Raw genomic sequence first — 13,369 nt, forward strand, 5'->3', positions numbered from 1 at the left:
TCCTAGCGGTAAACCCGTCGTATCGAACGCTAGAACTCTGGATAACAGGTGTTTCCAAGCTAGCGATCGCTACTGCTACTACCCAATTTTGAACAGACCTTGAAGCAATTCCAAATTGGAAATCAGCAGGTAGGCGACTCCCGCACCACCAACTCCACCAATCAGAAAATTACTCGCAAACTCGTTCCAGCCTTCCTGGGTATTGAGGGCGTCTGGAGGACGGGGCGTGGTAATCGTTTTGGTGGGGTTGGGAGGATTGCTGGAAGCATAGAGGGATAGGCAAATCGTCAAAATGATGATTAAGCCAACCGTTGACAGCAAACCCGCCAGGTTTGCGACATCTGTATCGCGCAGGGGACCCAGCTTGGCGAAGGGCCCAATCAGCCAATAACCATGAGCCATGCCAATTTCTAACGCTCGGCGTCCGGGTGACAGCCCTTTGCGATAGGCTGGCAAGTTATTGATGTAAGCCTCTGTGAAACCGGAAGCATTAATCGGCGTTGCTAAATTGCCGATTTGTGGATCGCCAGCTTCGTGGACAACTTCCCGATTTCTCGGGTCGTTGCGACGATCTTTCGAGTCACTTATCGCTTGGACTTGCATAATTTTCTTCACCTTTTGATGAGCTAGTGCCACTAATTATCGTTGGGTTAAAACTGGAGATGCTTCTATCGTTTGATACAGCATTTTTTAACCAGTCTTCAAAATCCGGCGATCTTTATGGCATTGGATGGAAAAGCAGGTCGGGGAAAATGTAGAGAAAGACAGCCAAGAGACTAGCTTGAAGGGATAGCCACACAATAGCTAGAACCGGGGCTAGGGAAAGATACTTGAGAAAATACTGCATGAATCATTCTCCAAAACAGTCAATAATTCAACGTAACTAACGAATTGAGACAGGAATCTCATCTTCTTTTGCAGTCAATTCACCCGTGAGCAATTCTTTGACTGCTGCCAAAGGCCAAGTGAAGCCACTTAGCATAAAACCAACAGCCCGAGGAACATCCAGTTGGATTTCTTTATACTCTGGGTTTGGCTCTTTTTTCACCGATTGAATATATGCCCGACCAACCCAACCAATCCAGCCCGCAATATACAGGAATAGAATGCTGGGAATGATAAAGTCACCGGCACGATCCAAGCGACCATCCACAACCAAGTGGGGTAAACCCTCTGGGCCGCAGAGTGCTTGAGAATAACGTTCAAAACGCTTGCGTCCTGAATCGGGGTCGAAGTTGGTGTTACGGGCGGTTGCAGCCCGTTGCTGAAAAGCTTTGGACTGGCTGCATGGCACCAGACCCGATACGTTATTATCAGCCGATGCCGTTGGGGCAACGCTAAACCAAATACAAACGGCAAAAATCAAAGCCAACAATCGTTTCATGGGATTGTTTCCTTTTGTTACAAAACGAAAACTCTTATGTACAAAACAAGGTCATTGTTTGTACGGAAGCAATCATGTATCGATATATTAAAGTACCAGTGAATGTCAACAGTATTAGCGATTGAAACAAGTTGTGACGAAACTGCGGTAGCGATCGTAAAGAATCGTCAAATTTGCAGTAGCGTCGTCGCCTCACAAATCCCTGTTCATCGGCAGTATGGCGGAGTTGTGCCAGAAATTGCTTCGCGTCAACACGTCGAAACAATTAACAATTGTTTAGAAAAAGCGCTCCAAGATGCCCAGTTGGAATGGGCGTCAATTGATGGTATTGCAGCCACCTGCGCCCCTGGTTTAGTAGGGGCATTGTTGGTGGGGCTGACGGCTGCCAAAACTCTCGCGATTGTTCACCGAAAACCGTTTGTCGGCGTCCATCATCTAGAAGGTCACATTTATGCCACTTATTTGAGCGAACCTTCTTTACAGCCGCCTTTTTTATGTCTGCTAGTTTCCGGCGGACACACAAGCTTGATTTATGTGAAAGATTGTGGTGTTTACGAGACACTGGGAGAAACCCGCGATGATGCAGCAGGTGAAGCCTTTGATAAGGTGGCGCGGTTGTTAAATCTGGGTTATCCGGGTGGCCCGGTGATTGACCAACTCGCTCAAGTGGGGAATCCGCAAGCCTATCCGTTGCCAGAAGGGAATGTCGGGTTGCCAGGGGGCGGCTATCATCCTTATGACTCTAGTTTTAGTGGCTTAAAAACAGCCGTGCTGCGACTGGTTCAAAAGTTGCAGCAGGAATCTCAGTCGCTGCCGGTGAATGACATTGTGGCGAGTTTCCAAGAAAGCGTCGCGCGAAGTCTGACGCGCAGAGCGATCGCCTGCGCTCTGGACTACGGTCTTGACACCATTGCCATCGGTGGAGGTGTCGCTGCCAATAGTGGGCTGAGAAAACACCTACAAATTGCCGCTGAACAACGCAACCTGCGGGTGCTATTCCCCCCGCTTAAATTCTGCACCGACAACGCTGCCATGATTGCCTGTGCCGCCGCTGACCATCTGAATCGGGGTCATACTTCCCCACTGACTTTGGGCGTTCAGTCCCGGCTGCCAATTCCTGAGGTCATGCAGCTTTACCAAACTTCACAATAGGAGTTTGCATCCGGTTTTGAGGCGTGAGGATGCAATATTTGTCGGACAAAGCGATCGCGTAATTTCTGGATAGACCTTAAATCAATCGATTCTCCCGATCATTTTGATGAGTAAGGATGTAATGCTTTGGATAGCGCGATCGCCCGGTTTCTGTCTGAAAGCTGCTGCAAATTCAGCTGATTATTCTCATCTAAAAGATTTTCTTTCTGTAAAAGCTCATAAATTGTTAAAGACAGCAACATTTCTACCTGATTTGCCCGACTACTGAGCCAATGATGAGTCTCTGCATCCGAGGGAAAGCGCTCAATACACTCGTTCGTGTAACGGCGAAACTCTCTGACATCATTTAAAAGCCGAACCAAATAACTAGGGCACTCGCAAGCAATCACATCGGCTGCGTCACAGATAGCTAGCAGATGTTCGTCAGTCAACTCTGAAGAAATTTGAATAGTCTGTTTTGGATCGATCATGGTTTCAGTAAAAGTCCAGGAAAGCCGAGGATTTATCAGTATTATTGTTCTGTTGCCACTTAGACTCATTACTGCTCTTGTCGGATCGCTCATCGCGATCGCAGTCAAAATCTAAAAAGCGCAAATCAACATCGTTGTTTCGCAAGCACACCTTTAATCTTAATAAAGATTAAAGATTTATGGCGGAAACAAAACATCTACCTTAAGCAAGGTCGCTAGAATTCGGACAATTGGCTACAATCTTACGAATTTCGGTGGCAACTGCCTCTGGCTGCTCCACCATCGATAAATGTCCGCAGTCTGGAATTTCCATCACGTTCTCACCACAACCCTGAAATAACGGGTGAAAGCTTGCTAAGTGGCGCACATACTTCGGTTCCATCACCCTATCTTTAGCACCGGCAATAAAATAAACCGGCTGCTTCAGCCGTGACACCACCTGCGGTAAGCGGTTGACCTCCGCTTCCGTCGTCGAATCCAGTAAAGTTCCCAGCGCTGCTTCTGGATGAGCCGTAATAAAATCAATCAGCCGCTGACGTCCCCAGCACCGAGCAATTGGACGCGCCACTTGCGCCCGCGTAAAAGGCAAATCAATTCCCGGCACATAACACAGCCAATGGGGACGCCGTTTCAGAAGCTGCTGACCCCCAGCCCGAAACCGCTCGAAGGCTTCCTTCAGATAAATACCACCCCCAGCATTAATACAGACGACCCCCTTCACCCAATCGGGTTGCTGATCTGCTGCCCAAAGGGCAATGCTGCCACCCAACGAATGACCAATTAGCCAAGCACTAGAAATATTCAGCTTCTGTAACAAAACACCGACTTCTTTGGCATAAGCAGCGGGAGTGTAATTCGAGAAGCTCAACGCCAGAGTCTCCGGACGAAGCCACTCCTCGTGCCGATTCTCCCCGACGACTGGCTTGGTCAGCACTGGTGTTCCTTGACGGGTGAATCCATCATTATCTAGCGGCTGAGAATCACCAAATCCCCGCAAATCGTAAGACAAACACTGATAATCTGGTGCTAACCGCTCAATCAAGGGCTGCCAGTACCGACGGCTGAGGAGCCAGCCGTGGATAAAGACCAAAACAGGGGTAGATGATGCAATGGGAGGCGTCAAATCGTAGGTGTGCCGAACTCCCAGGATTTCGATGGTTGCCATATTTTGATCCTATCCCGAAGTTCTACCAGATTGCTCAAGAAGTCATTGCTCAAGAAGTCATTATGATGGGTCATCAGTTAACGCTACCTGCGAGACGTCTGCCCGTAGGCGCGATCGCTTCGAGAAGCGTAAAGTAGGACTATCAGACAAACGACTAATCGCACAACATTAAAATCTGCGCCCTAGCAACCGCTGACGCACGCTTTCAGCAATTTTTTGACCTAAATATTCCGGAATCACACTTTCGTTCGGCCCTAACAAGTAAAGAATCAGGCGGGTGCGCCCTCGCCAGACGAGCAAATTGGCATTGACCACCAGTAAATCCTCTTGCCAAATCGCGTACATCACCTTATAAAACAGACCCGGTTGGTTGTCCGCCTCAATTAACAGCGCCGGAAGATGAAAGACGGGGTCTACATAAAATTCCGTTTCTACCTGCTCCAAACCGGCATCCAGATTAAATTCCACTGCCAGCATCTCTTCTACTTCAAAGCGCCCAGCCAAAGCTTCCCGAATGGCGCGACAGACATTTTCCGAAGTTTTGTCTGTCAGTGCTTTGCTACCACGAGACACCACCAGTTTGATGAAAACCAGCATCGGAGGAGCGATTTGACCATACAGACTGAGACTGTGGATGGTCAGCCCGTATGCAGCCAGAACCCCAAAAATATCACTCAGCAGAAAAGATTGGTTGCGGTAAGCAAAATGCAGGGCACTTTTATTACCTTCGGGTTTCAGCTCAATAACTGCTCTGGTAGTTTTATAGAGCCGATAGGCAAGCCTCAAGTTTTGTAGCTGAATCTCGCTGCTGACAAACTGCTCATAGAACTGAGGAAACGCCCGATTAAAGCGCTTCAGAAGTTCTAGTGTGGATGATTTCAAACCCGTGGCCATATATAGGGCTAAGACTCGCTTGCCAGGTTAAAAGCATTTTGGGAGATAGAGCCAAGTGCCCTTCGCCAAAGAACTTTCTCTTATGGTTAATCTCTCACAAATTTTCCTAAAAAAATTATCCCCTCGATACCAACTCCCGGTGGAGTTGAGTAGATGGGTGCAAATAAGCTGCAAATAATAAAGATTACTGGTGCAAGCTCTCCCTTGCCCCTTAGTGAAATCACTTAACATTCGTCGGATCATGACTAGCCGCCCGTACATGATTTTCTTTGTTTTTGCTCACCTGTGCCAACGCGATGTGACACCCAGTAAGTAACCCGTCAAAAGCTGCCTCTGTTTCTTTGTTCCTCTCTACCTCTCCAGTCATGGGTCAAAAACTTGTGCCGAGCTGTACTAGGATTTAGCAAGACGGTGGCTTCACCTGCTCGGCAATATCAAGGAGATCGAGATTGCTTTGGAGCTGCGAATTAATTAACCCGGAGAATTCAGTCTAAGAATTCAGTCTAACTAATGTATTGCCACTATTGCCTGCTGCGCCCTAAACCACACAAAGCCTCACCCGCTCCAGCTCGGGGAGTGCGCATGGTAGTTTAAAAGGCAGCGCAATTGTGTTATCATCTGTTTCGTGATGTTTGGGCTAGATTCGCTGAAATAAGAGGGATCGGAGATACTGAGACTGTATCGCTCTCCAAGAGTGTACTTAACTCCCCCGCGTCAATTGATTGCATGAGATTGATTCGTTCCTCACAATTACTTCGTTTCTCGCCACCGGACACGGAAATTTAATCCTGTAGAGGTTAGATATTTGGCACTTACAGGGAAACCTGAGAGAGTTGGATCTGGTCTCTTCGAGCAGGAAATCTCAGATCGCGTGTTAGCACGCGCGGTGCGAAGCACGGTAGGGAATTCCCCAGACTGCTGGGAACTGGAGAATGTAAATACCTTAACCACACCTGCATGGGTTTTTGGAAAAGCTTGTTTAGCGGTTCTGATGGAAGCACTGCGTCGAAGCCGACGCTGGGGGAGGGGGATGTTGTAGAAGGGACAGGCGATCGCACGGGCAACGGCTCTCGGATCTTTTTCAGCACCGAACGCGACATTGACCTTTATGAACTCGAAGAACTCTGCGATGCGGTCGGGTGGTCCCGGCGTCCGCTACGCAAGGTCAAGAAAGCAATCGAACATAGTTTTTTAGTAGTTTCGATGTGGGAAGTGAGAGGAACCCAGCGACGGCTGGTTGGCTTTTCCCGCGCTACTTCTGACCATGCCTTCAATGCCACTATTTGGGATGTGGTAGTTCACCCGGATTTCCAAGGCAAAGGACTGGGAAAGGCGTTGATGAAGTACGCGATCAAGAAGCTACGCAGTGAAGACATTAGCAATATTACGCTGTTCGCTGACCCCCAGGTGGTGGATTTTTACCGGGGACTGAATTTTATTGCTGACCCGGAAGGAATTAAAGGGATGTTTTGGTATCCAGATTAGTTTGTAAATTCTTTAGCCAAAGTATCGACAAATAAGCTATAATAACCAGAGGTCGCTGACATCCGTTGTCAGGGGAATGAAACACCCAAGACTCGATCGGCTAATAGCCAATCGCTGAATTTCACCGGGATGTAGCGCAGCTTGGTAGCGCGCCTGCTTTGGGAGCAGGATGCCGCAGGTTCAAATCCTGTCATCCCGATTTTTAGTAGTAAAAAGAGTTAGCCCCCAACCCAGCAAGGTTAGAGGGCATCTCGATAATTTTCAGGTGTTGATGTCTGACACGCTGCCGAAACTCCTTCGAGCCTTTAAAGAAGTGAGCCATCCAGATTTTTCCCTGGTAAATCGGGAAATAAGTTGGCTGACGATTGCCTGGAACTCATCCTAATCTTACATAGTCATAGAGGGTTACAATTCGCGATTCATTCCCTCAGTAATTTGGGAATTCCATTTCCGAGTACGCAGTATTGAGAATGAATAAATAGCGAGTTCAGGCATCAAATTGACCCTTGGTGCCAGGAATTAGGGCATGAGGAGTTAAACAGTGCAAAAATGACAGTCGCAACAAAACAGTAGAATCGATAAAGTTTAGTTGGAAATAAACTTAGACCCGTTCATTCGGGTACTGCTAGAGCGAAGAAACATTATCGCCTTGTCTGGACTCTATTATTGGTAAGGCGGGGTATTCAACGAAAAATTTTGAGGGAATTGTGATGAGATCATTAGTTCGATTGAGCGCAACACTGGGTTTAGTGGGAAGTGTTGTACTGGGAGCGCTGCCAGGTTTGGAAACGCTGCGGGCGCTGGCATTGCCAGAACAACAGGTTCTAGAAAAGTTGCAAGCTGTGCCCGTGTTTACGATCACAGATCCTCAAGGTTCTCCATTAGTTGCTTCAGTAAATGAGGGGCAAAAGAAGACCGCAGTGGCAGGTGTTTTTATCAGCCAGCAAGATGCTCAAACATTTATCGAACGGTTAAAGAAGCAAAATGCTCAACTAGCAAGCACGGTGAAGGTGGTACCTGTATCGCTGGGAGACGTTTACAAACTGGATCAAGCAAATGCAAGCAAGCCAGATGGGCTAGATTTTGCTTTCGTACCCGTCCAGCAGCAGGTGGATTCAGCAAAGGCAATCCTGAGCCAGAGCGGCAAACCCGTTCAAAATTTTGATGGAGTTCCTTTGTTTGTGGCGAGAGGCGGAAAGGATAAAGGGTATTTGACCCTACAACGAGACAATAAACCAATCATTCCTTTCTTCTTTAGCAAAGAAGAATTACAGAGTATGCTGGATCGATTCAAACAGCAACAGCCAGCTCTGGCATCTACAGTGGAAATTCAAGTGGTGAATCTGGAGGGTGTAATTGAAACTTTACGTACCAGCAATAATCAGCAGCTGAACAACATTGTACTGGTTCCACCCAAAGCGTCAGTAGACTTTGTGCGATCGCGTGGTCCTGCTCCCGCAAATACTCAGCAACGTCGGTAAATCGGTAAATCGACAAAAGAATCAAGCATGAACGATAAAGTATGAAGGATGAACTTCATACTTTATCTTTTCGCTTTTTTTCTTGATTCTGGCGTTTTGCTTGTCTATGGTTTCAGGTATAGAACTTTGGAAGTGGCGCAACTGGGCGCGGGATGCTGCCAAATCAGCGGACGTTGACCCAACAGAAGTGGACTGGTTGCTGCGAGAAGTCGCCGGTCTAGATCGGTTGGCGCTGCGGTTAGAGTTTTTCAAAGACAGAACCCAGATAAAATTACCGATGCCGTTGCCGGAGTTAACCCAGATGTGGCAACGGCGTCTGGATGAGCGGTTGCCAGTTCAGTACCTGGCTGGTGTTGCTCCCTGGCGTCATTTTTCTCTGTGTGTTTCACCAGCAGTATTGATTCCCCGACCGGAAACAGAGTATTTGATTGATTTGGCGGTTGCCGCTGCTGCTCAGGGTGGAGCCTCCCCACCATTACAGCAAGGACATTGGGCAGATTTAGGAACTGGCAGTGGTGCGATCGCTTTCGGACTCGCAGAGGCCTTTCCATCTGCCACTCTCCACGCGGTTGATTACAGTCCGGCTGCCCTAGCGATCGCCCGACAAAATGCCCAGCAGCTAGGTTTAGCGGCTCACATTCAGTTTTACCAAGGTTCTTGGTGGCAGCCCTTGTGCGCCCTAAAAGGTCAGCTCAGCGGCATGGTATCAAACCCTCCCTATATTCCCAGTCATTTGCTGCCTTCCCTGCAACCGGAAGTGGCGATACACGAACCTCATCTCGCCCTCGACGGTGGTACGGATGGCTTAGATTGCATCCGCAATTTGGTAGAAACAGCGCCAGACTATCTGCGACCGGGGGGTCTTTGGCTGATTGAAATGATGGCGGGACAAGCCGATGCAGTTGCTCAACTATTACAAGATAGAGGCAGTTACTGCCAAATTCAAATTCACGCCGATTTAGCTGGGATTGAACGCTTTGCCTTAGCCTATCGGAAACCCGATGAGTGATGAATTTGAGGAGATTTATTCAAAACTCAAAACTCTAGAAATATGACACAAGTTTCAATGGCAGCCTTAATAGAAGGCGCTCGTTCTGGGAGTTTGGTTAGCTTTCCCACCGATACGGTACCGGCATTCGCAGTACAACCGGATCGGTCGGAGCTAATTTTTGCAGCAAAGCAGCGGCGGCAAGATAAACCGCTGATTTTAATGGGCGCAAACGCCTCAGATTTGTGGGATTTTGTCCAAGGAAGTCCGGCTGAATGGCAGATTTGGCAACAAGTTGCTGACCAATATTGGCCGGGTGCTTTGACTTTAGTATTACCTGCCTCAGCGTGCGTTCCCAAAGCGATGAATCCATCTGACCCGACCACAATTGGGTTGCGTGTGCCGAATTCTGGCATCGCGCTCTCAATTTTGTCGCAAACTGGCCCCTTAGCAACCACCAGCGCCAATCGTTCCGGGGAACCACCTCTGCAAACAATGGCAGAAATTGCAGCGCAGTTTCCCGATGTCCTGACCCTATTGCCCTCGGAGTTAGAAACAACACCGATGGCTTGCGTTCCTTCCACCGTCGCCAAATGGACGGGCAGCGACTGGGAAATCTTGCGACAAGGAGCGGTTAAATTGGTAGTTTAATCGACTCAGCTAATCAGCAAAACTGGTAATTACATTTATGTCCCAAGACGCGAATCCGGACGTGACAGCCATCCTGGAAGAACTCAAGCAAACCCAGATGGCATACCACATGGCAACAGAAATGAGCCAGTTTAAAGCTGGGTTTTTGGCGCGGACTTCCCATGAATTGCGATCGCCCCTCAACAGTTTGATTGGCTTGCATCAGTTGATTTTGTCCGATTTGTGTGACAACCCAGAAGAAGAACGAGAATTTATTGCTCAGGCTCACGCCTCCGCACTGAAGCTGATGCAACTCATCGACGAAATTATCGCTGTTGCCAAAACTCAACACGGCACCAGTCGGATAGAGATTCAACCGATCGAGCTTACGAAGGTTTTGGAGGAAGTCTACAACTTGACTCACCTGCAAGCAGCGAATCGGAGTATCCGCCTTGAGGTATCGCCACCGGATCGAGAGATTTACGTTCTGGCAGATCCGCGACGATTGCAGCAGGTGCTGCTCAATCTAGTCGATACCGCGATCGCTCGCATGGATGAAGGCAACATTCGGGTTTGGGTTCCCCCCTCCCCCGCATCTGAGTACATCCACATCTGGATTGATGCTGAGTGCCCGGTCAGCGTCTGGAGCGAACCAGTAGATTTGCTCAAAGATCAAAAGACACCGGAACTGGGAGGGGCGCACAGAAAAGGAGCGCCCCTGCAAATGCCACGACTATCCGAGGGGATGAATTTACTGATTGCTCAAACCCTCATCGAAGTAATGCAGGGACACCTGGAAGTGGTTGCAGCCCAACCTACAGACGCCTCTATTCCTTCAGCCGCCGATAATTTCACCCGGCTTCAGTTTTCTCTTCCCCTAGTGCCTATTGAGACGACATAACCTGGGTAGGCAAAGGCTCGGTCAGTGGCTGGTTGTTATACAGCACCATCGTCGTACTGGGACTGCTACATTCAAATCCGATGCGCGTATAAAAGCCCTGTTGATAAGTCGTCATCAGGTAGACGCGCTCTACCCGACTGACACGAGGATGGCTCAAGACTGTTTCCACCAACTTGCGTCCGAGTCCTGCGCCTTGATATGCCGGATGTACGATCACATCCCAGATAGTGGCACGGTAGACGCCATCGGAAGTAGCTCTGGCAAATCCAATCAGCTTGTTTTCATCCCAGACGCTAATCACTGGATCGCTATTGGCGATCGCAATTTCTAAATCTTCAATTCGCCGGTTCTGTGCCCAGAAGGCAGCCAAGTGAAACAGCTCTTGCAGTTGTTGAAAGTCGATTTGTGATTTACGGTCACAAAATTGAATATGACTGCAATCCATCGTCATCAATAATTTAGAATCTCGTACTGGCTCATTCTACTCATCAACAAGCTGGGGATTGGTGTTCAATTGCACCGAATTCCCATAATTTACAGCTTTTTTAGCGAAATCTACCGTTTAGCTTACTCACACCCAAGTACAAATCTGTACCAGCAGACAGATTTCTTTTGAATATAAGTATCAAACTAATGATGCTTTATAAAGCCTGAAGGATGAAAATGCCTAACTCTAGGCGAATCTATTGGTTTTTTCATCCTTCATCCTGACTTTTACCTACAGCCAACGGGCGGCATCTTTGGCGTGGTAGGTGAGAATCAAATCGGCTCCAGCCCGCTTGAAGCTGGTTAAAGTTTCCATCACGACTCGCTGTTCGTCAATCCAGCCATTCAGGGCAGCAGCTTTCACCATCGCGTATTCGCCAGAGACATTGTAGGCGGCTACCGGCAAGTTGCTGGCTTCTTTCACCCGCCAAATGATGTCCATATAGGCAAGTGCCGGTTTCACCATCAGCATATCCGCCCCTTCTGCAATATCGAGTTCGATTTCTTTGAGGGCTTCGCGAGCATTGCCGGGGTCCATCTGGTAAGTTCTGCGATCGCCAAACTGCGGTGTTGAATCAGCCGCATCGCGGAAAGGTCCATAATAAGCCGAAGCATATTTGGCAGCGTAAGAAAGAATCGGTGTATCTTGGAATCCTGCTGCATCCAATCCTTCCCGAATCGCCTGCACAAAACCGTCCATCATCCCAGACGGAGCGATAATATCAGCGCCAGCCTTGGCTTGAGAAACTGCTGTTTTCTTGAGCAATTCCAGCGTTGGGTCATTCAACACCCGCCCCGTCAAGTCCCCCACTTCCAAATAACCACAGTGACCGTGACTGGTATATTCGCACAAGCAAGTATCGGCAATGACCACTAAATCCGGCACCGCTTCTTTCACTGCGGTAGCAGCTTTTTGGACAATTCCGCAATCGTGCCACGCACCCGTCGCATCTACATCCTTATCTGCGGGAATCCCAAAAAGAATGATCGCGGGAATGCCGAGGTCATAGACTTCTTTTGCCTCTTCCACAATTTTGTCTACCGACAGCTGGTAGACCCCTGGCATCGATTTCACTTCCTTAGCAATGCCCTCTCCCGGTACAGCAAACAGAGGGTAGATTAAGTCACTCGTGGCAAGAACCGTTTCACGCACCATCCGGCGCAGCTGGGTTGAGGTACGAAGGCGGCGAGGGCGATGAATGGGAAACATGGCGTTAGTGTAGTGAATAGTTGTTAGTAACTAAAGCGGTCTAAAAAAGTAACAATTTGTCACATTGAGCCAAGCAAAATATTGAGATGAAATTTTTCGCTGTCACTCAGAATCACATATTACGTTTATTTTGACCAACCAGCGCGATCGCTTATAAAAAAATGCCGAATAAAAGGAGGGGCAATTTATAAATTGCCCCTCCTTTCTTAATCTATCCAACTACTAAGTCTGGATACTTATACCTGAGCCGCTACGGGTGCATTCTCAGGGGATGCTTCCGCCGCCGCTGGCACCGCGTAAACGCTTACCTTCTTGCGGCTTCTGTCCTTCCGTTCAAAGGTGACGATGCCATCAATGAGGGCAAACAAGGTATAGTCTCTGCCCACACCGACATTATTGCCAGCGTGAAAGGAAGTTCCACGCTGACGTACCAAAATACTACCGGCTGTCACGGTCTGACCGCCGAAACGCTTGACGCCTAAGCGTTGAGCATTAGAATCACGACCGTTGCGAGTACTACCTGTACCTTTCTTATGAGCCATAATTTCCTCACTTGTCCTTACTACTTACTATTCTGCTGTAGTCTCAGCGATTTACTCGGTCGCAGCGCTCTCGGTATCTGTCTCATCAACAACCACTGTTGCCACAGCTTCTTGAGCTTCTGCTGATTCGTTAGCGGCGGGGGTTTGGGAAGCCTGTTGTTCGGAAGCCACCACTGAGCCATTGATGCTGATGGAGTTGATCATCAGCTGGGTGATTTCCTGGCGATGCCCTTTCTTGCGGCGGGTTTTCTTTTTGGGCTTCATCTTGTAGACGATGACCTTCTTACCGCGCCGGTGTCTCATCACCGTGCATTCTACCGTCGCCCCTTCAATGAAAGGTTGACCGATGGTCACATCGCCGTCGTTCTGAACAAACAAAACCTTATCAATGGTAACTTGGGTGTCTGGTTCCGAGGGAAGCAGTTCGATGTCGTAAAAGCGACCTGGTTCGACTCTCAGCTGTTTGCCGCCAGTTTCAATAATTGCGTAACTCATGGGATAGTCCTAGGGGTTGCCGTACAGGTAGCTGAATTAGGTGATTGTTTAGTTGTCCTTAGTCTTTAGATTCGCTGCTATTGAGC

Annotated in this window: 19 protein-coding genes and 1 tRNA gene; 9 read left to right on the top strand and 11 right to left on the bottom strand. The window is 48.5% G+C overall.

The window, feature by feature from the left end; genetic code table 11:
• Positions 1-78 precede the first annotated feature (78 nt).
• The 3 genes from H6H02_RS14245 to H6H02_RS14255 form a co-directional block, all read right to left on the bottom strand.
• Positions 79-603, bottom strand: a complete 525-nt coding sequence (locus tag H6H02_RS14245; protein ID WP_190818775.1) for a photosystem I reaction center subunit XI — start codon at positions 601-603, stop codon at positions 79-81.
• Between the two features lie 115 nt (positions 604-718).
• A complete protein-coding gene (locus tag H6H02_RS14250; RefSeq protein WP_190818778.1) occupies positions 719-847 on the bottom strand; it encodes a photosystem I reaction center subunit IX in 129 nt (42 codons plus the stop codon).
• Positions 848-883: 36 nt separating this feature from the next.
• Positions 884-1,384: a Photosystem I reaction center subunit III gene (locus H6H02_RS14255; protein WP_190818780.1), complete on the bottom strand. Its 501-nt coding sequence runs from the start codon at positions 1,382-1,384 to the stop codon at positions 884-886.
• Positions 1,385-1,486: 102 nt separating this feature from the next.
• Between H6H02_RS14255 and tsaD the strand changes: the two genes are divergently transcribed.
• On the top strand, positions 1,487-2,536 hold the full coding sequence (tsaD, locus tag H6H02_RS14260) for a tRNA (adenosine(37)-N6)-threonylcarbamoyltransferase complex transferase subunit TsaD (protein ID WP_190818787.1): 1,050 nt from the start codon (positions 1,487-1,489) through the stop codon (positions 2,534-2,536).
• A 98-nt stretch (positions 2,537-2,634) separates the two neighbouring features.
• On the opposite strand, the gene H6H02_RS14265 is transcribed toward tsaD, so the two are convergent.
• Positions 2,635-3,006, bottom strand: coding sequence for a hypothetical protein (locus H6H02_RS14265; protein WP_190818789.1), 372 nt, complete (start codon positions 3,004-3,006; stop codon positions 2,635-2,637).
• Positions 3,007-3,208: 202 nt separating this feature from the next.
• Complete coding sequence (locus H6H02_RS14270) at positions 3,209-4,171, bottom strand: alpha/beta hydrolase (protein WP_190818791.1); 963 nt, start codon at positions 4,169-4,171, stop codon at positions 3,209-3,211.
• Between H6H02_RS14270 and H6H02_RS14275 the strand changes: the two genes are divergently transcribed.
• Positions 4,165-4,308 carry a hypothetical protein gene (locus H6H02_RS14275; protein ID WP_190818793.1) on the top strand — a complete coding sequence of 48 codons (144 nt, stop codon included), beginning with the start codon at positions 4,165-4,167 and terminating at the stop codon, positions 4,306-4,308. The two genes, H6H02_RS14270 and H6H02_RS14275, sit on opposite strands and share 7 nt — an antisense overlap.
• 31 nt (positions 4,309-4,339) lie before the next feature.
• On the opposite strand, the gene H6H02_RS14280 is transcribed toward H6H02_RS14275, so the two are convergent.
• Entirely contained in the window at positions 4,340-5,065 is a 726-nt protein-coding gene (locus H6H02_RS14280; RefSeq protein WP_190414000.1) for a hypothetical protein, read from the bottom strand.
• A 220-nt stretch (positions 5,066-5,285) separates the two neighbouring features.
• On the bottom strand, positions 5,286-5,432 hold the full coding sequence (locus tag H6H02_RS14285; protein WP_190818795.1) for a hypothetical protein: 147 nt from the start codon (positions 5,430-5,432) through the stop codon (positions 5,286-5,288).
• Between the two features lie 590 nt (positions 5,433-6,022).
• Between H6H02_RS14285 and H6H02_RS14290 the strand changes: the two genes are divergently transcribed.
• The 7 genes from H6H02_RS14290 to H6H02_RS14320 all read left to right on the top strand — a co-directional run bounded on the left by H6H02_RS14290 (position 6,023) and on the right by H6H02_RS14320 (position 10,550).
• Positions 6,023-6,550 (top strand): GNAT family N-acetyltransferase, encoded by a 528-nt coding sequence (locus H6H02_RS14290; RefSeq protein ID WP_190818802.1) that lies wholly within the window; start codon positions 6,023-6,025, stop codon positions 6,548-6,550.
• Between the two features lie 125 nt (positions 6,551-6,675).
• Positions 6,676-6,749: transfer RNA gene (locus H6H02_RS14295), tRNA-Pro, on the top strand.
• Complete coding sequence (locus H6H02_RS14300; protein WP_190818804.1) at positions 6,720-6,935, top strand: hypothetical protein; 216 nt, start codon at positions 6,720-6,722, stop codon at positions 6,933-6,935. The genes H6H02_RS14295 and H6H02_RS14300 overlap by 30 nt, the downstream gene beginning before the upstream one ends.
• A 325-nt stretch (positions 6,936-7,260) precedes the next feature.
• A complete protein-coding gene (locus H6H02_RS14305; RefSeq protein ID WP_190818806.1) occupies positions 7,261-8,031 on the top strand; it encodes a Tic22 family protein in 771 nt (256 codons plus the stop codon).
• A gap of 106 nt (positions 8,032-8,137) precedes the next feature.
• Positions 8,138-9,040 carry a peptide chain release factor N(5)-glutamine methyltransferase gene (gene prmC, locus H6H02_RS14310; RefSeq protein ID WP_190818813.1) on the top strand — a complete coding sequence of 301 codons (903 nt, stop codon included), beginning with the start codon at positions 8,138-8,140 and terminating at the stop codon, positions 9,038-9,040.
• Positions 9,041-9,082: 42 nt separating this feature from the next.
• A complete protein-coding gene (locus H6H02_RS14315) occupies positions 9,083-9,670 on the top strand; it encodes an L-threonylcarbamoyladenylate synthase (protein ID WP_190818815.1) in 588 nt (195 codons plus the stop codon).
• Positions 9,671-9,707: 37 nt separating this feature from the next.
• A complete protein-coding gene (locus H6H02_RS14320) occupies positions 9,708-10,550 on the top strand; it encodes a sensor histidine kinase (RefSeq protein ID WP_190818818.1) in 843 nt (280 codons plus the stop codon).
• Here H6H02_RS14320 and H6H02_RS14325 read toward each other — a convergent pair.
• The 4 genes from H6H02_RS14325 to rplU form a co-directional block, all read right to left on the bottom strand.
• Positions 10,534-10,995 carry a GNAT family N-acetyltransferase gene (locus H6H02_RS14325; RefSeq protein WP_190818876.1) on the bottom strand — a complete coding sequence of 154 codons (462 nt, stop codon included), beginning with the start codon at positions 10,993-10,995 and terminating at the stop codon, positions 10,534-10,536. The genes H6H02_RS14320 and H6H02_RS14325 overlap by 17 nt on opposite strands.
• A gap of 273 nt (positions 10,996-11,268) precedes the next feature.
• Positions 11,269-12,246, bottom strand: coding sequence for a porphobilinogen synthase (gene hemB, locus H6H02_RS14330; RefSeq protein WP_190414016.1), 978 nt, complete (start codon positions 12,244-12,246; stop codon positions 11,269-11,271).
• 236 nt (positions 12,247-12,482) lie between these two features.
• On the bottom strand, positions 12,483-12,788 hold the full coding sequence (rpmA, locus tag H6H02_RS14335) for a 50S ribosomal protein L27 (RefSeq protein ID WP_190683442.1): 306 nt from the start codon (positions 12,786-12,788) through the stop codon (positions 12,483-12,485).
• A gap of 51 nt (positions 12,789-12,839) precedes the next feature.
• On the bottom strand, positions 12,840-13,283 hold the full coding sequence (gene rplU, locus H6H02_RS14340; RefSeq protein WP_190818820.1) for a 50S ribosomal protein L21: 444 nt from the start codon (positions 13,281-13,283) through the stop codon (positions 12,840-12,842).
• Positions 13,284-13,369: the final 86 nt, after the last annotated feature.

It is taken from the genome of Coleofasciculus sp. FACHB-1120 (genome assembly GCF_014698845.1).
Classification (GTDB): domain Bacteria; phylum Cyanobacteriota; class Cyanobacteriia; order Cyanobacteriales; family FACHB-T130; genus FACHB-T130.

Excerpts from the sequence above, each read along its gene's own strand:
- H6H02_RS14245 (WP_190818775.1), bottom strand. The coding sequence starts at position 603 with ATGCAAGTCCAAGCGATAAGTGACTCGAAAGATCGTCGCAACGACCCG.
- H6H02_RS14250 (WP_190818778.1), bottom strand. The coding sequence starts at position 847 with ATGCAGTATTTTCTCAAGTATCTTTCCCTAGCCCCGGTTCTAGCTATT.
- H6H02_RS14255 (WP_190818780.1), bottom strand. The coding sequence starts at position 1,384 with ATGAAACGATTGTTGGCTTTGATTTTTGCCGTTTGTATTTGGTTTAGC.
- tsaD (WP_190818787.1), top strand. The coding sequence starts at position 1,487 with ATGTCAACAGTATTAGCGATTGAAACAAGTTGTGACGAAACTGCGGTA.
- H6H02_RS14265 (WP_190818789.1), bottom strand. The coding sequence starts at position 3,006 with ATGATCGATCCAAAACAGACTATTCAAATTTCTTCAGAGTTGACTGAC.
- H6H02_RS14270 (WP_190818791.1), bottom strand. The coding sequence starts at position 4,171 with ATGGCAACCATCGAAATCCTGGGAGTTCGGCACACCTACGATTTGACG.
- H6H02_RS14280 (WP_190414000.1), bottom strand. The coding sequence starts at position 5,065 with ATGGCCACGGGTTTGAAATCATCCACACTAGAACTTCTGAAGCGCTTT.
- H6H02_RS14285 (WP_190818795.1), bottom strand. The coding sequence starts at position 5,432 with ATGACTGGAGAGGTAGAGAGGAACAAAGAAACAGAGGCAGCTTTTGAC.
- H6H02_RS14290 (WP_190818802.1), top strand. The coding sequence starts at position 6,023 with ATGGGTTTTTGGAAAAGCTTGTTTAGCGGTTCTGATGGAAGCACTGCG.
- H6H02_RS14300 (WP_190818804.1), top strand. The coding sequence starts at position 6,720 with ATGCCGCAGGTTCAAATCCTGTCATCCCGATTTTTAGTAGTAAAAAGA.
- H6H02_RS14305 (WP_190818806.1), top strand. The coding sequence starts at position 7,261 with ATGAGATCATTAGTTCGATTGAGCGCAACACTGGGTTTAGTGGGAAGT.
- prmC (WP_190818813.1), top strand. The coding sequence starts at position 8,138 with ATGGTTTCAGGTATAGAACTTTGGAAGTGGCGCAACTGGGCGCGGGAT.
- H6H02_RS14315 (WP_190818815.1), top strand. The coding sequence starts at position 9,083 with ATGACACAAGTTTCAATGGCAGCCTTAATAGAAGGCGCTCGTTCTGGG.
- H6H02_RS14320 (WP_190818818.1), top strand. The coding sequence starts at position 9,708 with ATGTCCCAAGACGCGAATCCGGACGTGACAGCCATCCTGGAAGAACTC.
- H6H02_RS14325 (WP_190818876.1), bottom strand. The coding sequence starts at position 10,995 with ATGGATTGCAGTCATATTCAATTTTGTGACCGTAAATCACAAATCGAC.
- hemB (WP_190414016.1), bottom strand. The coding sequence starts at position 12,246 with ATGTTTCCCATTCATCGCCCTCGCCGCCTTCGTACCTCAACCCAGCTG.
- rpmA (WP_190683442.1), bottom strand. The coding sequence starts at position 12,788 with ATGGCTCATAAGAAAGGTACAGGTAGTACTCGCAACGGTCGTGATTCT.
- rplU (WP_190818820.1), bottom strand. The coding sequence starts at position 13,283 with ATGAGTTACGCAATTATTGAAACTGGCGGCAAACAGCTGAGAGTCGAA.